The following is a 22,611-nucleotide window of genomic DNA, read 5'->3' as shown; positions in this document are numbered from 1 at the left end:
CACCGTAGGGTGGGCATTGCCCACGCGTTACGGCGTTCGATCAACTGCGCCCTAACTCAGCACATCCGCCCAGATCTGCCGCGCCCAGGCATCGGCATCTCCCCCCTCCTGCGCAGATGCATGCTCGGACAGCACGCCGGCCCCCTCCGCCTGCATGCTCTTCTTCGCCGCGTCGTACCGGTACAAGGTCGAGATGTGCATTGCCTGCCTGTCGTCGATATAGCTGTAGCAGGTATTGGCAAAGGCCGGTGCCGCGTCTGGCGCCTGGCCCAGCATCAGGTCGACGACGGCACGCGCACAGATCTTCGCCTGGGCATTGGCCATATGCGCCGACTTGGGCAAGCCCGATTCGATCGCATCGCCAATGACGTGGACCCGGGGCAGTACCGTCGAGGCATAACTGAGAAAATCGACCTCGCACCAGCGCCCCTCGCTGTCCGCCAGGCCGGCCTCCTGGGCAAGTTTGCCCGCGCGCTGGGGTGGAATGATGTTCAGCACGGTGGACTTGACCGTATCGAACGCCGTCCTGACGGTCTTCGTCGCCACATCCACTCCCTGCAGCTCGCTGCCCGGCAGGTAGTCGATCAGGCCGGGATACAGGTCACGCCATGCCCGCTCGAACAGGGCCCGTTTCGAGGTGATGACGGGATTGGCGTCGAGCACCACGACCTTGGACCGGGGTTTGTGCGTCTTGAGGTAAAAGGCGACCTGGCAGGCGCGCTCATAGGGCGCGGGCGGACAACGATAAGGCTGTGGCGGCACCACGATCGTGAAGACGCCGCCGTTCGGCATGGCGATCAGCTGGCGCTGCAGATTGCGCGTCTGCGGTCCCGCTTTCCAGGCATGGGGAATCTGCTCCTGGGCGCCGGCGAGCGCGGGAAAGGCGTCGTAGATGAAATCGATCCCGGGGGCGAGGATCAGCCGGTCATACGACAGTTTTTTATCTGCCATGACGATGCGCGACTTGTCCGGGTCGATCGCCGTGACGCCGCCGCGCATGAATTTGACGCCATGGTGCTGCTGCAGCGCATCGTAGGCGAAGGTGAGTTGCTCCAGCGTTCGTTGGCCGGCCAGCACGCGGTTGCTGACCGGGCAAGAGACGAACTGCGCGTTCTGGTCCACGAGGATGACCTCGATGCGTCCGCCGCTCAATAGCCTGACGTACTTGGCCGCGGTCGCGCCGCCATAGCCGGCGCCGACCACCACGACACGGCCTGGTGAAGCGCTCCTGCGCTTGCCGGATGCCTGCGCCATGGCTGTCCATGCCGACCCTGCCAATGCCCATTCGAGAAGCTGGCGTCTGCGCATCGCCTCACTCCCATTCCAGGGAAGGATAGATCAGGTTGACATTACGCCGGTTGACGACGTCAAAAAGCTGCCAGCGCCCGCGCTCGGAGGCCGCCGCCGTCCCCATCGTCTCGGTCATGCCGGTGCCGTTTTTGATACTGGTACGTACGTCGCGCAGCAAAGTCGTCAGGTAGGCGCGCTGCCTGTCCAGGGCCTGGTGCTTGTCGCGTGTGACGGGGCCATGTCCCGGAATGGTCGCGACGGCCGGCAGCCTTTCCAGTGCATCCATCGCAGAGAGCCAGCCCTTGATGTCGCCATCGACGGCGGGCGTGCGCTCGATGAACAGCAGATCGCCCGTCCACAGGGTGCCGCTCGCGGCATCGAACACGGTCAGGTCGTTGTTGGTATGCGCACCCGGCCAAGCCCGGAGTTCGAGCTTGCGCCGGCCCAGGTCGAGGCTCAGGCGGTCCTGCACCGTCTCGTCCGGGGCGACCAGCCTGCTGTTGTCGGCCGCGCCGCCCAACTGTTTTTTCAGGTTGCGCACGTACATATCGCTGCGCAGGGCCATCGCCTGGGGCAGCATGGCATGGCCGATGAATCGGGGTTGCGCACCAGGCTTGTCGTCGATGAAAGCGGCGTTGCCGAATACGTGGTCAGGGTGCACATGCGTGTTGATCACATAGCGAATGGGCAGCCGGGTAATCGCGCGCAGCGCTTCCTTCAGGGCCATGCCGACCGCATACGAGCCGCCGGTATCGATGACCGCGACTGCGTCCGTGCCGACCACGAAGCCGATGTTGGCGATATCGCCGTCGTAACCGTCGTCGACGTCCTTGTGCTGCCCGATGTGCACGTACATGCCCGGCGCAACCTGCTCGAGACGCAGCGGCGCGGCGTCGGCATGCGCAGTATGCGCGGCTGCCAGCACGACCAGCGCGCGGACCAGGCGCCGCACCTAGCCTCCGACGTCCAGCGACTGGCGGAAGGTGGCGCCCCGATTGTCCTGCAGGACGACTTGCAAGGTGCCGGGCTTGTCGGCGAAGAAGCCAAACTGGATCGAAGGATTCTCGCTGATGCCGATATTGGTGTCGGCCATCAGCACCGGCTTGCCGTTGTACGTGACGTCGACCTTGTTGATGAAAAAGGCGGGCCGGAATCCATGCGTGACCAGGTCGCGCTGCAAACCGGTGTACATCGGGTGCCTGATCAGCAGCCTTGCCTGGTTGACCTCGCCTCCCTTGAAAGGCCCGTCCAGCGCCATCTTCATTTGCCCCGCCGCGGCGACCGCTGCCGCATCGCCGCTGGGCGCCGGACCGGCGCAACCGCCCGAGGCTTTCACGGTCACTGCATTCACATAGTAACGGCCATCGCTCGACTCCGCCACGACGTGCACCGGGGAATCGGATTCGAAGCGGATCCTGGTCGCGATTTCTGCTTTTCCACTCTGCGGAAGAAAGTGGAAAACCGCCGTCAGGGGCACCGGGTTTTCGTCGACCAGCACCGTGACCGACTTGATGTACTGCTGTGCCGTCATCGGATGATCGATGCTGAAGGCGAACGGGACCTGGTCGCCGCTGGCCGCGCGCGCCGGCGCAGTCAGACGGATGAAAGGCGCCGCTTCCAGTTTCTTCCCGGGGAAGAGAGACTGTTGCAGCGAGGCCCAGGCGGCATTCGCCTCTTGTGCCGGCGCTGGTAACGGAGACGCCGACCAGGCCAATATCGCCAGGCTGAAGACCCAGGAAGAGCAGCGGCTGCCCTGTAGACGGTTTTTCATCAAATCAACCTTTATCCATGAAGGATGCACGTTTCATTGCCGAACTTGGCGCCCTGTTCTTCCCTGGAGCGATGTAATGACTATAACGCAGGAAGGCCGTAAAGCCCATCGTGTTCCATGCGGCGCGCTGCGGCGTGTTAGGAAGCAGTCCTGCGTCGGCTCCGCGGGCACGAGCGTTCGAGCCAAAGCCACTAATGTAAGCAATTGTTAAGTCTGTCAACAAGCTGGTCAGCTGCGTCGTTAATGGTCGGTAGGATGTGACCATGCACTACCAAACAACCAACCGAGGAGCTGCACCATGAAAAAAATTACCGCTACCCTGATCGCGAGCCTGTTTGCCACCGTTGCCGTCGCACAGACGCCAGCGACGCCTGCAACCTCGGCAACCCCAGCCGCGCAAGCGAGCACGGACACCACCACGCCGAAAGCAGCGTTCGTGGATAACAAGGATCTGAAGGCCAGCACGCAAACCAACGGCAAGCTGGTCAAGAAGGTCAGCAAGGCCGATGCCAAGGCGGCGGCAAAAGCCGACAAGGACGCCAAGGCGGCAGCGAAAGCCGAGGGCAAGGGCGCCGTCAAGGCGGACGCCGATACCCACGGCGCGCATGTTTCCGAAACCGCCAAGACCAAGTAATCGTTTTGGACACATGAAAAACACCCGCGAAGATCGCGGGTTTTTTTATGCCCCTTGCGATAGCGGCAGCGGGCGTATCCAGGACCCTAGGGCCGGCCGGTCACACGCTGCACCATCGCGTAGAGCACGGACATCTGCAAGCCGCTCGTGAGCGCATAGTTCGGATCGTATTGGTTGGCGTAGCCCCACCAGTCAAAGCATGCCTTCGGATTCGTGGGGCCGGGCGCACTCGACGCAATGGTGTCGGGATACAGGACCACGAGTCGGTTCGTATCGGCCCACTCGTTAATGCCGGCCTCGGTGACCCAGCGGTTTCCGATAAGCGACTCCGCTTGCAGGCAGCCATGCATGGCAAGGACGAATCCGCAGGTTTTCCCTTGCGTGCAGGTTTTAGGGACAAAAATCTTCCCGGTCGAGCTCATCGAGACGTTCGGCGACGCCCCGAACTCGGTTTGGTCGAATGTCGACAAGGTCCCCGTCAGCTTTCCGTTATTACGTGGGCTCAAAGGACCGAGGAACATCGTCAGCCAGGTTTTCACCGAATCGTACACGGCGCCATTGACGGTGCAGTTCACCATGTAGGGGCTCCCGAGCGTGCCGCAGGGGAGCTCGCCGTTTGGAGATTCCCAGCCGTGAGCGGCGGGGAAGGCATTATCGAAGCGGACATTCGCACCGTAATGCTGGTATTCGGAATTGAGGTCGGCCATCTCGCGCGGGTTGACGACAGTGTCCTGCGTGCCGGACCAGAGGTAGACAGGCTGGCCTTTGAGATTGGAAGAGGGGTCGATGGTGCCGAGGCTCGACTGCGCATCCAGGTAGGCTATTGAGGCCGCAAGCGTGCTGTTGTACGATGCCTGATTGGTCGGGAGCGTCTGGCCGCCACAATTTGCCAACGCGCCCGCAGCGCCCTCGAGCCCCGCGCACCAGTACACGCCGCCCGCGTAGATGGCTGCGCCCTTGAAGGTCGACGAGTGGGCAACGTGCATCTGCACTGCCGCGAAACCGCCCGACGAAATCCCGGCGACGAAGATTTTCGCTGGGTCAATCTGGTAGCGCGGGAGTTTCACGACGGCAGTCGTGACCGCTGCGGGGTCCGCTGCGACGCTCGTGGACACGGCCAGTGTTGTCGGCCCCGAAGATGCTTGCGGCGCCGTGGCGTCGCCTCCGCATCCAGTCACGGCAAGCGCAAGAACAGCTTGCAAGGCCAGGCGTAACTTCAACGCATTTGCACTCATTGTCGCCTCCTCCACCAATCGGAAAACGGACCAGGCTTCCTCCGCCGCGACCTCGTCTTCACGCATGGGCAATATTGTCGTGTTTGCTCGATTATATCGAGCGTCCACGCAGGGGGCGCGCGTTAGGCCTGGCGCCAGCTCGCCCGGCACGAATAAAAAAGGCGCTGTTCGCGTTAAGCGTGGAATATGCCGATTGCCGCTCGCAGCAAGGCCTCCGGCGTCTTGACACGGGCGCCGTCGAGCGCCCAGCGCCAGCCGAGATAGTTGCCGAGGTAACGGCTGGCAACCCCGCGAAACGGCTGCAGCCAGCCGCGCAGGCGGCTGTGATAGGCATTCACATTCTGGACGTGGATCGCGCCGCGCACCCGGATTCCCGCCTGCAAGTTCACCGCTTCATGGGTGATACCGGCTTCGCGTGCGAAATGCCGGTAGGCCGAATGGGCGTCCGTCACCAGCAACACGTCCGGCTCCAGGCGCACTTTCAAATGTTCGTGCAATTGCGCCCGCGTAACAGGCCCCTTGCCCGGGACCCAGTCGAGCGTCTGGCCGGTCCGGTCGCGTGCGACCAGGATGCACATCTGCTCGTTCGAAATGCCGCGTTTTGTCGCCTTTCCGCCGCGCTTGCGTGGAGGCCGATCGAGCGAGCGGGACCCTTTGTGTGATTCGAGCACATACATCTCGTCGGCCTCGGCGATCCCGGCCAGGCGCTGGGGTCGGTCGTTTTGAGTGAGCGCGAGAAAACGGTGGCGCCAGCGAAAGCTGGTGGCGCGGGCAACGCCGAGCTGGGCGGCGCTGCGCCGGATGCTGTGCGAGTCGAGCATGCCGCCCAGGTAATCGAGCCAGCGCCCTTTGTGGCGCAGGCGCGCCAGCGGCGTGCCGGTGAGCGCATTGCAGGTGCGGCCGCAAGCGCGGCAACGAAAGCGCTGCAGCCCGTTGGCGCGGCCGTGCTTGTGGAAGCGATTCAAGCCGCAACCGGGACAGGCAAGTTGCGGCGCGCTCGCCTGCTCGATGACGTCCACCGTCCGATCGCGCTTGACCGTTGGCAGCAGCAGGCCGAGCAAACGTTCGCGCTGGCGCCGGGTCAGCGCGGCCAGGTTCTTCAGGAAGTGCTCGAACTTGCGTGCTTGCATGCGAACCTCCTCTCAGGTGAAGTCTCATTTGGACCTCAGCCGTTCAAGAAGATTCCACACTCAACGCGAACAGCGCCATAAAAAAAACGGCGGTCCCTGTGAAGACCGCCGCCAACCTACCGGTAACGCTACGCGGGCCTGCGCCCGCTTGCATCAATAAATCGCCGCGCCCGACGCATCCTTCAGCTGCGCCTTCCAGGCGCCCTGCACCAGCTTGACGACCGATGCCGGCATCGGCACGTAGTCCAGCTCGGCTGCGGCGGCGCTGCCGTTCTTGTAGGCGTAGTCGAAGAACTTGACGACCTCTTTACCCTTGGCCGCGTCCGCCTGTGCACGGTGCATCAGGATGTAGGACACGCCGGTGATCGGCCAGCTGCTCTTGCCGGCAGTGTCGGTCAGGACCACGGCGAAGCCCGGGGTCTTGGTCCACTCGGCGCTGGCGGCGGCGGCCTTGAAGTGCTCGTCGTCCGGCTGCAGGAACTGGCCGTCCTTGTTCTTGAGCTGGGTGTGCGACAGCTTGTTCTTCTTGGCGTAGGCCCACTCGACATAGCCGATCGCACCCTTGATGCGCTGCACGTTGGCGGCGACGCCTTCGTTGCCCTTGCCGCCGACGCCGGTGGCCCATTTCACGGCCGTGCCGGCGCCGATTTTCGACTGGAATTCCGGGTTCACCTTCGACAGGTAGTCGGTGAACAGGAAGGAGGTGCCCGAGCTGTCGGCGCGGTGGACGACGGTGATGTCGTCGGCAGGCAGCTTGACGCCCGGGTTCAGCGCGGCGATTTCCTGGGCATTCCACTTGGTGATCTTGCCCAGGTAGATGTCGGCCAGCACCGGACCGGTCAGTTTCAGCTGGCCCGGCGCCACGCCTTCCACATTCACCACGGCAACCACGCCGCCCATGATGGCCGGGAACTGCATCAGGCCCGCTTCGTCCAGTTCAGCCGCTTTCAATGGCATGTCCGAGGCGCCGAAATCGACGGTTTTTGCCTTGATCTGCTTGATGCCCGCGCCCGAGCCGACCGACTGGTAGTTCATGCCGGTGCCGGTGGCCGCCTTGTACATTTCCGCCCACTTTGCGTAGATCGGGTATGGGAAGGTCGCACCTGCGCCCGTCACGTCGGCGGCGAAGGAAGAGGACATCACCATCGCAGCAGCGCTACCTACGATCATCGTTTTGAACATGTGCTTGATTTTCATTTTGTCTTTGGCCCAGGGTGTGGCTCAGTTGGTTGAGTGACGAGCGCAGTCTAGTCCGCGAATATGACCGCTGTATGACGGGTCGAAATGCGCCGATACTGTGGCGTTTTTGCTATGCTGCACTTGTCGACACGACCATTGCTCCGATGCGCCACCTGTTCGCTCTTCCCGTCCTCTGCGCCGCGCTGCTTGGCTGCGCCACCCCGGCGCCGCCCGTGCTCGGCACTTTTACCCTCGAACCCGGCCAGGAGCTGGTGGTCGCGCCGGACACCACCCTGCATTTCGATGCCGTCGACGACAGCCGCTGCCCGCCGAACGTGCACTGCATCTGGGCCGGCAGGCTGAGCTACCGCTTCAGCATCCGGCGCGCCGGCGTGGCGCTCGACACCGTCGAGCTCTCGCCCGCGCAGCGCGAGGCGGCGCCGCCAGCCTTGCATGGGCGCCGCATCCTGCTCGACCCGGCAGCGATCCCGGCCCCACCCGCCCCGGCCATGCCGACTCCTCATCGCGCCACCATCACGCTTGTCCCCGCCTGATCCTTCAACCTTGCCGACCATTCCATGACCCGATCCGCGACCGCCCTCACCTGCACACTGACCCTTTCCATCATCCTCAACGCGCCGCTGGCGCTTGCCAAGACGCCGGTCGCCACCGGCAGCGGCGGCGCCGTCGCCACCATCAGCGAGAAGGCCTCGCAATCGGCGCTCGCCATCCTGAACAAAGGCGGCAACGCGATCGACGCGGCAGTCGCCGCCGCGGCGACGCTGGGCGTGACCGATCCGTTCAGCTGCGGCATCGGCGGCGGCGGCTTCATGGTGATCTATCTCGCCAAGGACAAGCGCGTGATCACGATCGACCACCGCGAAACGGCGCCCGCCTCCTTCACGCCAGCAGTGTTTTTGGAGGGCGGTAAAGAGATCGATTTCGAGAAGGCGGTCGCCAGCGGGGCATCGGTCGGCGTGCCGGGCACGGTGCGCGGCTGGCACGAAGCGCTCGAGCGCTACGGCAGCATGAAGTTCAAGCAGGTGCTGGCGCCGGCCATCGACGTCGCCACCAAAGGTTTTACGGTCAGCGACACTTTCTCGCACCTGACGCGTGAAAATGAGGGCAAATTCCGGCAGTTCGGCACCACGTCGGCGCTGTACCTGCGCGACGGGAAAGCCGTGACGGCCGGGACCACGCTGCGCAATCCCGACATGGCCAAGGCCTACCGCGAAATCGCCGCCAGAGGTCAGCGCGCCTTTTATGAGGGCCCGATGGCGCGCGCCATCGTCGACGCCGTCAACAGGCCGCCGGTGGCGAACGGCGCTCAGGTACGCGCCGGCCGCATGACGCTGGCCGATCTCGCCAACTACGAAGCGCGCATCCGCCAGCCGGTGCTCAGCACCTACCGCGGCTATGAACTCTACGGCATGCCGCTGCCGAGCAGCGGCGGCATTACTGTCGCCGAAGCGCTGAACATCCTCGAAGGCTACGACCTGAAATCGCTGCCGCGTGCGAACGCCGAGCACCTGTACCTGGAAGCGAGCCGCCTTGCCTTTGCCGACCGCAACGCCTATATCGCCGATCCGGAATACGTCGATGCGCCAGTAAGCGGCCTGCTGTCGAAAGAGTTCGCCGCGCAGCGCCGCGCCCAGATCGACCTCAAGCGCGCCAGCGCGAATGTCGGTGCGGGCGATCCCTACGCCTTCCAGGACGACCAGAGCATTCCGCTGCGCCCGCAAACGCGGCCGCTACAGCGCGAGAGCGCCCACACCACCCACTTCACGGTCTCCGACAAGGAAGGCAACGTCGTCTCCTATACCTTCACCATCGAGTCCTGGGGCGGCAGCGGTATCGTGGTGCCGGGCTACGGCTTCCTGCTGAATAACGAGATGACCGATTTCGATTTTTCCGGTCCGCGCCCGAACGTGCCGGAAGCCGGTAAACGTCCGCGCAGCAGCATGGCGCCGACCATCGCCCTGAAGGACGGCAAGCCCGCCTTCACCATCGGCAGCCCGGGCGGCGCGACCATCATCACCACGGTGCTGCAGACGATCGTCAACTACGTCGACTTCGGCATGCCGATGGACGCGGCGGTCAATGCGCCGCGCCTGTCGGAACGGAATGGCGCAGCCACCTCGGTCGAACCGGGCTTCGGCGGCTCGGCCCAGGCGCAGGCCTTGTCGGCCTTCGGTCACAAGTGGGAAGACCCGGCCGAGGAGATCGGCGCGGCGAATGCGATCGTGTTCAATCCGGACGGCACCGTGACGGCGGTCAGCGAAGGCCGGCGTCACGGGGTGGGCAGCGCACTCGTCCAGAAGAGCGCGCACTAGTCAGGCCAGGCGCCCGACCGGAAAAGCGATCGGGGCAGCGACGCTGCGTTTCCAGCGCCAGGGCACGACCACCAGCGCGATCAGGACACTGGCCAGTGCAGCGCCTGCCGTGATGGGCAGGCCCGAGACGGCATGGATCGCGGCGCCGGCGGCGAAGCTGATCGCCGCCGTCACGAGCAGCGCGAACGCCGGGCCGAGTCCGAGCAGGCCGGCATGCCGGGCATGCTGGCGCAGGTTGGTGCCGATCAGCGGCAGCGTCAGGCAGCACAGGCACAGTTGCAGGACGTAGAAGGAGGCCGGCGCGCCGGCGGCGAGCGTCAGCAATCCGACTGCCCCGGCCTGCAGGCACCATCCGAGTACGGCGCTGCGCAGCTGCACGCCGGCCAGCGTGCGGTTGAACGCGGCGGCGCCGGCGGGCATGGCGGGCGCCAGGCGCAGCAGGGTTTGTTCGCCGCGGGTCTCCATCAGGCGGATGTTGCGGCGTTCGTGGTCGAACAGGGGCACCAGCATCAGGCTCGCCGCGACTGCCCAGCCGCCATTGGCCACCATGAGGCGCACCGCATCGCCGTCGTAGAACCGCAAGGCCAGCAGCGCACCTCCGAGGACCGGCGTGACCACGGCCAGCGCCAGCAGCTGGCCGCTCCAGTGCTCGCGCGCGCCCAGCAGGTGGCCGAGCAGCTTGCCGGCATCGCGGCCGGCACAGTCGCGGCGCAGCGCGGCCAGGTAGACCGCCGTGAAGACCCGGTTCGGCTTGCCTTCCCTGAATTGCCCTTTCGGCGTCAGCCGTTCGGTCTGCAGCTTCTGCCGTTCGCGCAGGGCGTAATGGCGCTCGCCGCCGTTCATGAACATGGTCCTGAGGGTGAAGGCGCCGTAGGCGAGCATCAGCAGGCTGGCCGCCGCCAGGCCGGCCCCATGCGCCAGCCGGTCCAGCGCGCTGGCCGGAATCACCCTCGATAGGGCAACCAGGGGGAACAGGCCGAACTGCGCAGCGACGCCCGCCCAGTGGCCGGTGCGTGCCAGGGCGAAGGTGGCGAGCCCGCCGCCGGCACCCAGCAGGACCAGGCTTGGGGCCAGTCCGGTGCCGACCGCCAGCAGCGCCGCCAGGAGCGTGGCAGCGGCCCAGGCGCCCGCCGTCAGCTGCATCAGCCGGCGGCGCAGGGCCGGCACCAGGCGCGCATTGGCCGGCGTGTTGAGTTTGATGGCGCCCGGCAGGAAGTAACCCGCCCAGCCGGCGAGCAGGCCGGCCAGCCCGATACGCGCCGCCACGCCGATGCTCAGCATCGGGTCGTCCATTTTCAGCTGGACCAGGAAACCGATGGTGACCCCAGCTACCGCCGCGAAGGACAGCACGATCATCCAGGCGTGCGGCTGGCGCGAACTGAGCGCCATCCGTGCAAGCACGGCATGCGCGCGCAGCGCCGGGCTCATTGCGTCACCTCGATGAACAGGTCTTCCAGGCTGAGCGGCTCGGCGCGCAGGCCCGGCGCGCCGGCGACGCGGTGCGCGCCTTCGAGCAGTTCGTCGAGCTGGCCCTGGAGCGCGATCCTGCCGTCCTTCAGGAAAGCGACATCGAGCGCAACGCGTTCCAGGTCGGACAGGATATGCGTCGAGAACACGACCGTGGTGCCGCGCTCGATGACGCCGTCGATCAGCTCGCGCAGGAACTCGCGGCGGCCGACCGGGTCGAGCGCGGAGACCGGCTCGTCGAGGACCAGCAGTTCCGGATCGGGTCCGAGCGCGCGGATGATGGCCAGGCGCTGCTGCTCGCCGCCGGACAGCTTGCTGATCGCCCTGCCCTGCTTGACCAGGTCGAAACCCCAGCGTTCGAGCAGCGCATCGACCTTGGCATCGTTCCAGCGCGGATACAGGGCCTTGAAGTAGTCCAGCATCTGGCGCGGCGTGAGCCACTCGAACAGGTCCGATTTCTGCGGCACGTAAGCAATCCGGGCACGGGTGGCGTCCGACAGCGCGTTCACATCCTCGCCGTAGATGGTGACCGCTCCCCCATCCGCTTCGCGCAGGCCGAGCAGGCATTCGAGCAGGGTCGACTTGCCGGCGCCGTTGCGCCCCAGCAGGCCGATCACCTGGCCCGGCATCACCTGCCAGTCGAGGCCATTCAGGACGGGAGTACTGCCGAACTGCTTGCGGACCGAGGACAGCCGGACGATCGGGGTGTTCATGCTTGTTCCTTCAGGATGTGGGTGAACAGGGAGAGGACGGTGTCGGGATCGAGTTCGAGCTGGCGCGCCTCCATGGCCGCGCGTTCCAGGACTGGACGCAGCAGTTCGGCGCGCTCGAGGGCGCTGTGCCGGGTGCCGGCGCGGTCGGCGATGCTCATGCCCATGCCGCGCTTGCGCGTCAACAGCCCTTCCATCTCGAGCAGGCCGTAGGCCTTGGAGACGGTCATCGGATTGAGCGTCAGCGCCTGGGCGACCTCGCGCACCGAAGGCATGCCGTCGCCGGGGACCATCTGGCCGGCGGCAATCAGGCGCCGCACCTGCTCGACGAGCTGGCGGTAGATCGGCTCGGAGGAGCCGGTGGTGATCGAGAACAGCTGGGCGGAGTGGGTGGTCATGGCGCTTAGTGTATTAGTTAATTAATACACTAAGCTCATTCTCGGATGATGTCAACAAGAAATGTCAAACAAAGTCGGGGCCGGCACGCCCGTACATGCAGTTTTCTCACGACGATTCGGGCTATAGTGGGTCGTCCGTTCGTCCCAGGGGGTGTCATGAACTCGTCTCAAATCTCCGCTTTGCCTTCGGAAGGCGAACCCGATGTCGACCACTTGCGCTTTCATCGTCAGCACGAGCATTTGTTCAAGACCTTCGGCAGCGACGTGTTCGGATTGAAAGCGGAAGCCTTCGCCCGTTTCTTCGGAACGCCTGTTTTCCTCGGTGCGCAAACCTTGATTGTTGCTGTCTGGATCGCCGCCAACGCACTCGGGTTCATGCATTTCGACCTGTACCCCTTCATCCTGCTCAATCTGGCGTTCAGCCTGCAGGCAGCCTACGCGGCCCCGCTTATCCTGCTCGCGCAAACGCGCCAGGCGGCGCGCGACAAGGCGCACTCCGACGCGGATGCCAAGCACCGCGAAGCCATCGCCGCCGCCTCGACCAGGCAATCCGAGCAGATGTTGGAATTGCTGCGCCGGAATACGGAACTGACGGAAATCACCAGGACGATGGCGGAACGCATCGAAAAGCTGACGGCGGAAATGCACCAGCATCTGCTGCGGGATAGCGAGCAACAACACTGAGGTGCGAAAAAAAACCGGGGACGTATCCCCGGTTTCCTCGACTACGACAAACGACCGATTACAGATGCGGCGTAATGGCCGGCATCAGGTCATCGAAGGTGCGGCCGCTGGCATTTTCGCCGATCGCATGCATCTTCCATTCGCCATTGTGACGGTAGAGCTTGGCCATCACCTGGGCCGTGTGGGCGCCCTGCACCGACAGGTCGTAGCGCGCCACTTCCTTGTTGCCGGATGCGTCGAGCAGGCGGCAGTAGGCGTTTTGCACCTGCGAGAAGTTCTGGCCCGTGAAGCTGTTCACGGTGAAGACCAGGGACTTCACGTTCGGCGGCACGCTGGACAGGTCGACGTTGATCTGCTCGTCGTCGCCGTCGCCCGCGCCGGTGCGGTTGTCGCCGGTGTGGACGATGCTGCCGTCCTTGCTTTTGAGCTGGCGGAACCAGACGGTGTCCACCGGACGGTTCGATTCGTCGAACATCACCACCGAGGCGTCGAGGTCGACGCTTTCGGTCTTCGCGCCGAAGCCGAGGAAGCCCTTGGTCTTGATGGCGTCCCAGCCGAGGCCCATCGTGACGCGGGTGAGTGCGCCGCCGCCCTCTTTCGAGAGCGAGATTTTCTGGCCTTTTTGCAGATTGACTGTCATTGCATTACTCCTTGTGAGCAGACTTATTTGGCGGGCGTTTGCATCCAGGCTTTAAAGGCGGCACGGTTACGCGAACACACGTAGACCTTGCCCTTGCCCGAAAAGCGCAGGACCATGCCCTCGCCGCTGGTTTGGCTGTTGATCAGGTTACCCAGGAAGCCACCGCTGGTGCCGGTCGTGATCGAGATCTCGTAGCGTAGCGTGCTGTCCCAGCACACGACGTGCGAATTGTCGATGATCGCGTCCTTGCCCGGCTCGACGTCCAGCATCGACATCGACCCGAAACCCGACACCACGACCTGCCCCTGGCCGCTCGTCTCGGTGACGAAGAAGCCACCGCTGTTGGCGAAGAGCGCATTGCCGATGCTCTGGGTGCGCACGTTCAGGCCGACGCCGGACGAAGCCGCGACAAAGGCGCCGTCGCTGATGATGTAATTGTTCGGGCCGACGTCGACGATCTGCATCGCACCCGGCAGCGTCGGCGAGAGCAGGCAGTCGCCGGCGCCGCGCGTGGCTTCGATGTGCTGCTGGAAGAAGGACTCGCCGTTGGCGAAGGTGCGCATCAGCGCGCTGCCGAGCCCGCCCCGCATCTTGCCTTTCAGGTCGAGGGTCGATTCCATCATCACCATCGCGTCGGACTCGCAATAGATGGTTTCGCCCTGACGCATCGACACATGCAGGAAGGGATCGACATCCCCGGTCACGGTAAAAGTTGGCATTTGGCTTCCTTTGAAATGCGGCCCTCCGTTCAGGGAGAGACCGCGAACCTGTTAATTAAACGTTGACGCCGTAGTTCTTGGCGAGTGGCCCCAGGCCGCCCTGGAAGCCCTGGCCAATGGCGCGGAATTTCCAGTCGGCGCCGTTACGATACACCTCGCCGAAGATCATCGCCGCTTCCGTCGAGCCGTCTTCCGACAGGTCGTAGCGGGCAATTTCGCTCTCGCCATTGGCGTTGATGCAGCGAATGAAGGCCTTGCCGACCATGCCGAAGTTCTGGCGGCGGGTGTCGGCGTCGTGGATGGTGACTGCCAGCACGATCTTGTCGACGTCGGCCGGAACCTTGGTCAGGTCGACCGAGACGCTCTCGTCGTCGCCCGCGCCTTCGCCGGTCTTGTTGTCGCCCGAGTGGACGACCGAGCCGTCGGCCGACTTCAGGTTGTTGTAGAAGATGAAGTCGGCGTCGGAACGTACCTTGCCCGACGAGTTCAGCAGGAAGACCGCGCCGTCGAGGTCGAAGGCCGCGCCGTCGGTGGCGCGGGTGTCCCAGCCAAGGCCGACCTTGAGGTTGGTCAGGCCTGGAGCTTCTTTCGACAGGTTGACGTTGCCGCCTTTTTGCAGACTGATTGCCATGATGTTGTATCTCCTGAGTGAGTACTACTTTATTGAACACCGGGGTTACCACGCGCAGCGAACTGGTGTTCTGCCATTCGCCGTGCGGTTCGTTGGGCGCATCGCTTGTGGCGCTGCGCGGAATTCTGTGCTGCTGCTCTTGCTCTGTACCGCGTGGGCATGCCCACGCGGTACGACATTTCCTTACCGCTTACGCCAGCTCTTTGACACCTTCATGCGCTTCCAGAGCAGCATGCTTCTTCTTGTACTGGATCGACGACCACAGCGAAGCCGCAATGAACGCCACACCCGTCAGGCCCGTCACGATCTCAGGCACGTGGAACTTCATACTTGCCAGCATGATCACGGCCAGGATACCGATCGCGTAGTGCGCGCCGTGCTCCAGGTACACGAACTCGTCCAGCGTGCCCTTCTTGACCAGGTAGACCGTCATCGAACGCACGAACATCGCGCCGATTGCCAGGCCCAGCATGATGATCACGACGTCGGTGGTGATCGCAAAGGCGCCGATCACGCCGTCGAAGGAGAACGATGCGTCCAGCACTTCCAGGTACAGGAAGCCGCCGATACCGCCCTTCTTGACCATGTCGCCGACGTCGCCGCCGCCTTCTTCTTCCTTCTCCAGCAGGCCGCTGATCATGTCGACACCGACATACACCAGGATGCCCCAGATACCGGCAACCAGAACCACCATCTTCTGGCCAGCTTCGACGAAGGTCATCGAGAACAGCAGCGAAGCGAGCGCGATCATCACGGCGATCGAGGAAATCTTGCCCAGCGAACCGAGCTTCTTCTCGAAGTGTCCGAGCCAGTGGGTTTCCTTGTCCGAGTCAAGCAGGAAGTTCAGGAAGACCAGCATCAGGAACATGCCGCCGAAAGCCGCCACTTCAGCGTGGTGGGCCGTCAGGTGCGACGAGAAGCCTTTCGGATCGGACAGTGCCAGGTTCCACACTTCGGTGATCCCCAGGTCGGCCGCAACGGCGACGATGACCAGCGGGAACACGAGGCGCATACCGAACACGGCGATGATCATGCCCAGGCCCAGGAACAGCTTCAGCCAGAACTCGTTCCAGCCTTTCAGGACCGAGGCGTTGACCACGGCGTTATCGAAGGAGAGCGACACCTCCATGATCGACAGGATGGTGGCCACGCCAATGGCCGTCAGCGCGCCGGACAGGCCCGCATGCTCGTAGCCCCACCAGCCCGCTAATCCCAGGCAGACGATAGCGACGAGGAATGATCCCCTGAAGTGCTTCATATTGATTTCCCTTCAATGTTGTTGTTGACGGGATGCAGTGTAAGGGCTGGCGACTTATTGAAAAAGCGAAGATAATCGAAGGAATACTTCGAGAAAACGGAAGAGATCGAGCTGAAGATGAAAAACGCGGGCACCAATTTTCGCCACCTGTACTATTTCTGGGTCGTCGCCAAGGAGGGCAGCATCACGCGCGCGGCCGAGCGCCTGGGCCTGGCCGTGCAGACCGTCAGCAGCCAGATCGCCCTGCTCGAGCAGTCCCTGGGCAAATCGCTGTTCACCCAGCAGGGCCGGCGCCTGGTGCTGAGCGACGCGGGCGAACTGGCGCGCACCTATGCCGACCAGATTTTTCTCCTCGGCGAGCAAATGCAGGATGCGCTCGACCAGTCGTCCACCCTGCGCACCCGTCTCTCGGTCGGGATTTCCGACTCGCTGCCGAAACTGACGGCCTACCGCCTGCTGGAAGCGACCACCCAGCTCGCCACCCCGGTACGCCTGGTCTGCTACGAGGGCCAGTACGAGGCGCTGCTGGCCGACCTGGCCCTCCATAAACTCGACGTGGTGCTGACCGACCGCGCGCTGCCGACCGGCAGCACCCTGCGCGTATTCAGCCACCTGCTGTTCGAGAGCGAGATGACGGTGGTCGGCACGGCCGCGCTGGCGCAGATCCATTCGCCCGACTTCCCGAAGAACCTGAATGGCGCGCCTTTCCTGCTGCCGACAAGGAATAATGCCCTGCGCCTGAAGATCGACGAATGGTTCGAGCTGCAGGGCGTGCACCCCGACGTGGTGGGCGAGTTCGAGGACAACGCTTTACTGAATACCTTCGGCCGGCGCGGCCTGGGCCTGTTCTTCGCGCCGGCGGCGCTCGCCAGCGACCTGGCCGAACAGTTGCAGGCGGTGCTGGTGGGCCGGGTACCGCAGGTGCGCGAGCAGTTCTATGCGATCTCGAACGAGAGAAAGATCCAGCATCCGGCGGTCGAAGCGATCCTGGCTTCGATGCATCAGGACGGCTAGCGAACCGTTGAGCTCAGTGAACCTTGTACAATGGGCATCGGCTTTGCCTTTTATTAACTCACATCTTGTATGGAAAATATTCTATTTGTCGTTCTGGCCCTCTTCCTGGTTGTCCTGAACGGCTTCTTCGTGGCGGCGGAATTCGGCATCGTCACGTTACGTAAAACGCGCGTGCGCGCCATCGCCAAAACCTCGGGCCTGCGCGGCCGCATCCTGGCCAAGGTCCACGGCCAGCTCGACGAATACCTGTCCGCCTGCCAGCTCGGCATCACCCTCGCCTCCCTCGGCCTGGGCTGGGTCGGCGAACCGGCCTTTGCCAGCCTGCTCGAACCGGTGTTCGGCCTGGTCGGCGTGACCTCCCCCCAGATCATCCACGGCGTCTCCTTTGTCGTCGCCTTCAGCGTCATCTCCTTCCTCCACATCGTGGTCGGCGAACTGGCGCCGAAATCGCTCGCGATCCGGATTCCCGAAGTCGTCGCCATGTGGTGCGCGCTGCCTTTGTACGGTTTTTACTGGGCCATGTACCCGGCGATCTGGCTGCTGAACGCGAGCGCGAACGGCGTGCTGCGCGTGGCGGGCCTGGCCGGCACCGGCAGCCACGAAACCCATTATTCGACCGACGAACTGAAACTCATCCTGCGCACCAACACCAGCACCAGCACCGGCAAGGAGAAATTCACCCATGACGAGCGCCACATCCTGGCGCAGTCGCTGGAGTTTTCCGAAATGGCCGTGTCCGACCTGATGCGTCCGATCAACGAGGTGATCGCCCTGCACGAAGACCTGTCGATCGAGGAAAACCTCGACACGGTGCGCCGCAACCGCTTCTCGCGCTATCCCTATTTCGACGAGGAAGGCGAGGAAGTGCTGGGCGTGATCCACCTGAAAGACCTGTTCTTCGCCCAGCAGTCGGGGAAAGACATCAGCGACCTCTCGCAATTCCTGCGCCCGGTCGAGACGATCTCGGCGCGCACGCCGGCCCAGGACATCTTCCGCCGCTTCCGCACCGGCGCCCCGCACTTCGCCCTGATCGGCGAAAAGGGCAAGCGCCCGGTCGGCTTCATTACGCTCGACAACCTGCTCGGCGCGATGGTCGGCGAGATCCGCGACGAATTCCGGATGAACGAAAACGACTGGCTGCCGCAGTCGGACGGCACCTATATCGGCAAGGCCTCACTGCCGATCTATTCGCTCGAACGCCTGCTCGGCATCGACATCGACAACGAAGAGATGGGCCTGGACGACGTCGAATCGGTCGGCGGCCTGCTGATGGCGAAGCTGGGCGACATTCCGAAACAGGGGCAGCGCATCGAGTTCCCGAAATTCGACGTGGTCGTGAAAAAGACGAACGGCCCGCGCATCCTGCTGGTGAAAGTGATCCCGCGCCTGGAGCGCGGCGAAGACGAAGACGAACTGAGCTAAGACGTACAAACGCGTTACAAAGCCGCTGCCCTGCGCACCGCTTTGCATGCGTATAATGTTTCGTTGGAAAAATCATCAGTTCACAGTGAGGCCCGTATGAACGTGCGTCTTCGTAACAACGTGACCATCACGGGCAGCGGCCCCATCACCCTCGTGTTTGCGCATGGCTTCGGCTGCGACCAGGTCGTGTGGCGCTTCATGGCGCCCGCCTTTGCGGACCGCTACCGCGTGGTCACCTTCGACCTGACGGGCAGCGGCAACTCCGACCTGGCGGCCTACGACCGCGAGCGCCACGCGACCCTGCATGGCCATGCCGACGACCTGCTTGAAATTATCGACGACCTGAAAGGCCCGGTCGTGTATGTCGGCCATTCGGTCAGCGCCATGATCGGCATGCTGGCCGGGATCAAGGCGCCCGAACGCTTCCTGGCCCAGGTCATGATCGCGCCTTCGCCCTGCTATATCGACGACGGCGACTACCGCGGCGGCTTTTCGCGCGGCGACATCGACGAGCTGCTCGATACGATGGAAGCGAACTATCTCGGCTGGTCGAGCGCGATGGCGCCGGTCATCATGGGCGCGCCCAACCTGCCGCACCTGGGCATCGAACTGACCAACAGCTTCTGCCGCAACGATCCCGACATCGCCCGCCATTTCGGCCGCGTCACCTTCCTGTCCGACCACCGCGCCGACCTCCCGGACGCGACCCTGCCGACGCTGATCCTGCAGTGCAGCGACGACCTGATCGCACCGCGCGCAGTGGGCGCCTGGCTGCGCGAGCGGCTTGCCGGCAGCCGGCTCGAGCAGGTACAAAACGTCGGCCACTGCCCGCACATGAGCGCGCCGCAGGACTGCGTGCGCCTGACCCAGGCCTTCCTCGACCAGCAGGGACTGCAGGCTTGAACGGATTGCCGGACGACGACACGCTCTACCAGCACGCCCCCTGCGGCCTGCTGCTGACCGACGGCGCCGGCCTGATCCTGCGCGCGAACGCGACGCTGTGCCGCTGGCTCGGCTATTCGGCGAGCGCGCTGGTGAACAAGGTGCGCATCCAGGAGCGCCTGCCGGTGGGCGCCCGCCTGTTCCACCAGACCCACTGCCTGCCGCTGCTTCAGGTGCAGGGTTCGGTGGCCCAGTTGCAGGTCGAGCTGCGCGACAGCGCCGGGCAGCGCGTGCCGGTCCTGGTGAACATCGTGCGCCGGATCGTCGACGGCGCGGCCTTCGACGAATGGGCCTTGTTCGCCGTGAACGAGCGGCGTTCCTACGAGCGCGAACTGCTGGCCGCGCGTAAAAGTGCCGAGCAGGCTCTCGAGGCCCGGCTCGAGGCCGAAACCCAGCTGCGCGCCCTGAACCTGGCCCTGTCCGACGCCGACCGCCGCAAGGATGAATTCCTCGCCACCCTGTCGCACGAACTGAGGAATCCGCTGGCGCCGATGCGCAGCGCCCTGGAGGTGCTGAAGCTCGAGCACGGCGCCGGTGCGGAGCGGCGTCCCCTGCTCGACGTGTTCGACCGCCAGCTGCATCATTTGACGCACCTGGTCGACGACCTGATGGAAGTCTCGCGCATCACCCAGGGCCGCATGGAGCTGCGCCGCGAGCCCGTGCTGCTGGCCGATATCGTGCACGGTGCGGTCGAGGACGTGGCGGCCATGATGCGCGCCGCCGGGCATACCCTGAACGTGACGGTCGACGCACCGGGTGCGGTGGTCGAGGCCGACCCGACGCGGCTGCTCCAGGTGGGAGTCAACCTGCTGACGAACGCCTGCAAGTACACGCCGGACGGCGGCACCATCGACCTCGAACTGCGCAGCGAAGGACAGGAAGCCGTGATCACGGTACGCGACAACGGTATCGGCATCCCCGCGCATGCGCTGGGCACCGTGTTCGACATGTTCTCGCAGCTGAAACCGGCGCTCGACCGCTCGAAGGGCGGCCTCGGCATCGGGCTCGCGCTGGTACGCGGCATCCTGGCCCTGCACGGCGGCAGCATCGGCGTCGAGAGCGCAGGCGAAGGCCGCGGCACCACCTTCACGGTGCGCCTGCCGCTGGCCTCGGTGCAGGCGACGCCGGCCACCATTGCCACCGCCTCCGATGCCGTCGCGCCAACCAGCGTGCTGGTGGTGGACGACAATGTCGACGCGGCCGAGACCCTGCAGATGTTCCTCGAACTGTCGGGCTGCCTGGCGCGCGTCGCGCACAGCGCCGCCGAGGCCCTGGAGGTGCTGGACCAGTTCCAGCCGCAGGTGGCCCTGTTCGATATCGGCCTGCCCGACATGAACGGCTACGAACTGGCGCGCCGCGTGCGCCAGCGCCCGGGCGGAGACAATCTGCTGTTGATCGCCGCCACCGGCTGGGGGCAGGAGGCGGACAAGCAGCTCGCGTTCGCGGCGGGATTTGACCATCACCTGACCAAGCCGATCGACTTCGACAAATTGAGAGCACTGCTGGCGGCCTCGTAGGGCACTTGTGCCCACGCGGTACGCATCTGCTCAATCGAACAGCATTTATCTCGATTCACACCGCCGGCGGCTGTCGGCAGCCGCGTCGGTCTTGTTGCCCGTCGAGTATTCCGTCAATTCTTCGGTTGTAGGTATGGCAAGCTGAAAGTGCGTTGCATCTTCCTTCATCCGCTTTCGCCATTTATCGCGCGACACTGACTGGCCTATGGGGATCGGTAACTCTATCTACAGACCGGTGTCTCTTTCCGCAATCGCCCGGTAGAGGGCGAGCATCTTAGCCAAGGCGCAGATTCGCGTGGACTGGCGCCGGCTGAACCTCGTCAGCCTTGGCGAAATAGTGGACCGCCAAGCAAGCTGTCAGGGCCGCAGCGGCTATCCCGGCCGTTCGCAGACCCACAAATACATGCGGGCGCCGGCCGCACTGAGGGCATGTTGTTACGAAACTGGTGAGATACCCGCACTCGACGCATGCCTTCAGAGCCATTTGCTTCTTCCTGAGTTGACCAGGCACGTTCGCGCCCTCAAGCCAAAGGATTATACGGAGTAGGCGTTATCAAAAACTCACCAATTGTCGCAATTCAGTCCTGGCGTCGCCAGTTCGTTGTCGTCTGACCTTCCTGGTGCAAAAGTACTAGTCATGAAGGGACGTTTGTAACTTACGGTAAAAATACTTAACCGCTACGATCGATCCATTCGCACAGATAAAACCTCGGAAGGATGACGCAATGGACGCTCGAAAAGTTGGTGTGGCTAGCTTTTTTGCTTTATGCGTTGTCGGATGCAGATCTCCTGTTCCGGTTGCCGAAAACTTTCCGGTGTCATACCAGCAGGTCGCCAGGACGGCGCATCACTGGGACATCATCGCCCAGGATGTGGTGAACCATGCAGTGACGACCTTGACCGCCACCAAGGGATTGCAGGGCCGGCCAGTGCGCGTGATTCCTACGTCCCGCAACACGACCTTTGATGCGGTTTTTAACGACTTTCTGATCAACCAGATGGTGGACCGCGGAATACAGGTAAGCGCGTGCGAGCTTGGTGGGACAGGAATGATCGTAGAACCCGATCTAAAGGTAAGGTATCAGGCGCGCGTCATTATCCACTCAGAAGCGCCGCAATATCGTCCCGGCCTGTTGACTGCCCTGGCGGCCGGCGTGTTTGTAGGGCGAAGCATTGCGCTTTCCGATCTCAGCAGGGATGCAGAAGGATTGCTGGGGATCGCAGCGAGCGGCGCTGTTGACCTGGCGGCGGGCTACCTTCCACGGGCCACGAGAACCGAAGTAGTCGTGACCACCACGATCGAAGACAAGAACCGGTTCGTTTTGCGTCGTAGCGATATCTACTATGTGCCAGATGGCGACGCAAATCTGTTCTCACGAAGGGTAGCGCAAAACACAATCTGCCCATCCTCCTCTCGAAGCGAAACCGTAGCAGCGACTGCAGCAGAAAAAGAGGAGGCCGAGCGCGTAGCCCGGTACGAACTCTTTGTGAGAAACATGCGCCATACAAATCCGGATTGGAAACCGGAGTCGTCAGACTTATCACTCTTCGATTGAGGAGTCGAGAAGGCATCCTTACGGCGAGGCCGGCGCAGATAGTACGGGGTCAAGGCAGCGGCTCAGGTCTGCCATTCGGAC

22 protein-coding genes are annotated in these 22,611 nt (G+C 63.8%); 9 read left to right on the top strand and 13 right to left on the bottom strand.

Features of this window, described 5'->3' with window-relative positions; genetic code table 11:
• Positions 1-51: 51 nt before the first annotated feature.
• From ACI48I_RS10250 to ACI48I_RS10240, 3 genes are read right to left on the bottom strand one after another with little or no spacing between them, the layout of a single operon-like run.
• The gene (locus ACI48I_RS10250) at positions 52-1,308 is read right to left on the bottom strand and encodes an NAD(P)/FAD-dependent oxidoreductase (protein WP_498574107.1); all 1,257 of its coding nucleotides are present in this window, start codon (positions 1,306-1,308) and stop codon (positions 52-54) included.
• A 4-nt stretch (positions 1,309-1,312) separates the two neighbouring features.
• Positions 1,313-2,242: a quinoprotein relay system zinc metallohydrolase 2 gene (locus tag ACI48I_RS10245; RefSeq protein ID WP_498574106.1), complete on the bottom strand. Its 930-nt coding sequence runs from the start codon at positions 2,240-2,242 to the stop codon at positions 1,313-1,315.
• Positions 2,243-3,061 carry a quinoprotein dehydrogenase-associated SoxYZ-like carrier gene (locus tag ACI48I_RS10240; protein WP_193687006.1) on the bottom strand — a complete coding sequence of 273 codons (819 nt, stop codon included), beginning with the start codon at positions 3,059-3,061 and terminating at the stop codon, positions 2,243-2,245.
• Positions 3,062-3,359: 298 nt separating this feature from the next.
• Between ACI48I_RS10240 and ACI48I_RS10235 the strand changes: the two genes are divergently transcribed.
• Complete coding sequence (locus tag ACI48I_RS10235) at positions 3,360-3,695, top strand: hypothetical protein (protein WP_193687007.1); 336 nt, start codon at positions 3,360-3,362, stop codon at positions 3,693-3,695.
• Between the two features lie 86 nt (positions 3,696-3,781).
• On the opposite strand, the gene ACI48I_RS10230 is transcribed toward ACI48I_RS10235, so the two are convergent.
• From ACI48I_RS10230 to pstS, 3 genes are all read right to left on the bottom strand, one after another.
• Entirely contained in the window at positions 3,782-4,996 is a 1,215-nt protein-coding gene (locus ACI48I_RS10230) for an extracellular catalytic domain type 2 short-chain-length polyhydroxyalkanoate depolymerase (RefSeq protein WP_227496575.1), read from the bottom strand.
• Positions 4,997-5,103: 107 nt separating this feature from the next.
• On the bottom strand, positions 5,104-6,060 hold the full coding sequence (locus ACI48I_RS10225) for an IS1595 family transposase (protein ID WP_193687008.1): 957 nt from the start codon (positions 6,058-6,060) through the stop codon (positions 5,104-5,106).
• Between the two features lie 153 nt (positions 6,061-6,213).
• The gene (gene pstS / locus ACI48I_RS10220) at positions 6,214-7,257 is read right to left on the bottom strand and encodes a phosphate ABC transporter substrate-binding protein PstS (RefSeq protein ID WP_193687009.1); all 1,044 of its coding nucleotides are present in this window, start codon (positions 7,255-7,257) and stop codon (positions 6,214-6,216) included.
• A 146-nt stretch (positions 7,258-7,403) separates the two neighbouring features.
• Here pstS and ACI48I_RS10215 point away from each other — a divergent pair, with 146 nt between their 5' ends.
• Together ACI48I_RS10215 and ggt are read left to right on the top strand one after the other, a co-directional pair.
• Positions 7,404-7,793 carry a hypothetical protein gene (locus tag ACI48I_RS10215; RefSeq protein ID WP_193687010.1) on the top strand — a complete coding sequence of 130 codons (390 nt, stop codon included), beginning with the start codon at positions 7,404-7,406 and terminating at the stop codon, positions 7,791-7,793.
• A gap of 24 nt (positions 7,794-7,817) precedes the next feature.
• Positions 7,818-9,572, top strand: coding sequence for a gamma-glutamyltransferase (ggt, locus tag ACI48I_RS10210; RefSeq protein ID WP_498574105.1), 1,755 nt, complete (start codon positions 7,818-7,820; stop codon positions 9,570-9,572).
• On the opposite strand, the gene ACI48I_RS10205 is transcribed toward ggt, so the two are convergent.
• From ACI48I_RS10205 to ACI48I_RS10195, 3 genes are read right to left on the bottom strand one after another with little or no spacing between them, the layout of a single operon-like run.
• Complete coding sequence (locus tag ACI48I_RS10205) at positions 9,573-11,000, bottom strand: hypothetical protein (protein WP_498574104.1); 1,428 nt, start codon at positions 10,998-11,000, stop codon at positions 9,573-9,575.
• Positions 10,997-11,752, bottom strand: coding sequence for an ABC transporter ATP-binding protein (locus ACI48I_RS10200; RefSeq protein ID WP_498574103.1), 756 nt, complete (start codon positions 11,750-11,752; stop codon positions 10,997-10,999). Before ACI48I_RS10200 ends, ACI48I_RS10205 begins: the two co-directional genes overlap by 4 nt.
• Positions 11,749-12,147: a GntR family transcriptional regulator gene (locus ACI48I_RS10195; RefSeq protein WP_498574102.1), complete on the bottom strand. Its 399-nt coding sequence runs from the start codon at positions 12,145-12,147 to the stop codon at positions 11,749-11,751. Before ACI48I_RS10195 ends, ACI48I_RS10200 begins: the two co-directional genes overlap by 4 nt.
• 240 nt (positions 12,148-12,387) lie before the next feature.
• Here ACI48I_RS10195 and ACI48I_RS10190 point away from each other — a divergent pair, with 240 nt between their 5' ends.
• Positions 12,388-12,831: a DUF1003 domain-containing protein gene (locus tag ACI48I_RS10190; protein ID WP_498574101.1), complete on the top strand. Its 444-nt coding sequence runs from the start codon at positions 12,388-12,390 to the stop codon at positions 12,829-12,831.
• A gap of 58 nt (positions 12,832-12,889) precedes the next feature.
• Here ACI48I_RS10190 and ACI48I_RS10185 read toward each other — a convergent pair whose 3' ends face one another.
• The 4 genes from ACI48I_RS10185 to ACI48I_RS10170 form a co-directional block, all read right to left on the bottom strand.
• Positions 12,890-13,471: a TerD family protein gene (locus ACI48I_RS10185; protein ID WP_193687016.1), complete on the bottom strand. Its 582-nt coding sequence runs from the start codon at positions 13,469-13,471 to the stop codon at positions 12,890-12,892.
• A gap of 23 nt (positions 13,472-13,494) precedes the next feature.
• Positions 13,495-14,190, bottom strand: coding sequence for a TIGR00266 family protein (locus ACI48I_RS10180; RefSeq protein ID WP_193687017.1), 696 nt, complete (start codon positions 14,188-14,190; stop codon positions 13,495-13,497).
• A 55-nt stretch (positions 14,191-14,245) separates the two neighbouring features.
• Complete coding sequence (locus ACI48I_RS10175; RefSeq protein WP_193687018.1) at positions 14,246-14,821, bottom strand: TerD family protein; 576 nt, start codon at positions 14,819-14,821, stop codon at positions 14,246-14,248.
• Between the two features lie 190 nt (positions 14,822-15,011).
• On the bottom strand, positions 15,012-16,079 hold the full coding sequence (locus ACI48I_RS10170) for a DUF475 domain-containing protein (RefSeq protein ID WP_193687019.1): 1,068 nt from the start codon (positions 16,077-16,079) through the stop codon (positions 15,012-15,014).
• A gap of 117 nt (positions 16,080-16,196) precedes the next feature.
• On the opposite strand from ACI48I_RS10170, the gene nhaR reads away from it, so the two are divergent.
• The 5 genes from nhaR (at position 16,197) to ACI48I_RS10145 (ending at position 22,530) form a co-directional block, all read left to right on the top strand.
• Positions 16,197-17,093 (top strand): transcriptional activator NhaR, encoded by an 897-nt coding sequence (gene nhaR, locus ACI48I_RS10165; RefSeq protein WP_498574100.1) that lies wholly within the window; start codon positions 16,197-16,199, stop codon positions 17,091-17,093.
• 69 nt (positions 17,094-17,162) lie between these two features.
• Entirely contained in the window at positions 17,163-18,515 is a 1,353-nt protein-coding gene (locus tag ACI48I_RS10160) for a hemolysin family protein (protein WP_193687021.1), read from the top strand.
• Between the two features lie 96 nt (positions 18,516-18,611).
• Complete coding sequence (locus ACI48I_RS10155) at positions 18,612-19,418, top strand: alpha/beta fold hydrolase (RefSeq protein WP_498574099.1); 807 nt, start codon at positions 18,612-18,614, stop codon at positions 19,416-19,418.
• Complete coding sequence (locus ACI48I_RS10150) at positions 19,415-20,974, top strand: hybrid sensor histidine kinase/response regulator (RefSeq protein ID WP_498574098.1); 1,560 nt, start codon at positions 19,415-19,417, stop codon at positions 20,972-20,974. Before ACI48I_RS10155 ends, ACI48I_RS10150 begins: the two co-directional genes overlap by 4 nt.
• Positions 20,975-21,699: 725 nt before the next feature.
• The gene (locus ACI48I_RS10145) at positions 21,700-22,530 is read left to right on the top strand and encodes a hypothetical protein (RefSeq protein WP_498574097.1); all 831 of its coding nucleotides are present in this window, start codon (positions 21,700-21,702) and stop codon (positions 22,528-22,530) included.
• Positions 22,531-22,611: the final 81 nt, after the last annotated feature.

Source organism: Massilia sp. LXY-5 (assembly GCF_059801075.1).
The sequence above is the reverse complement of the archived record's forward strand: the minus strand, read 5'-3'. Positions and strand labels throughout refer to the sequence as shown.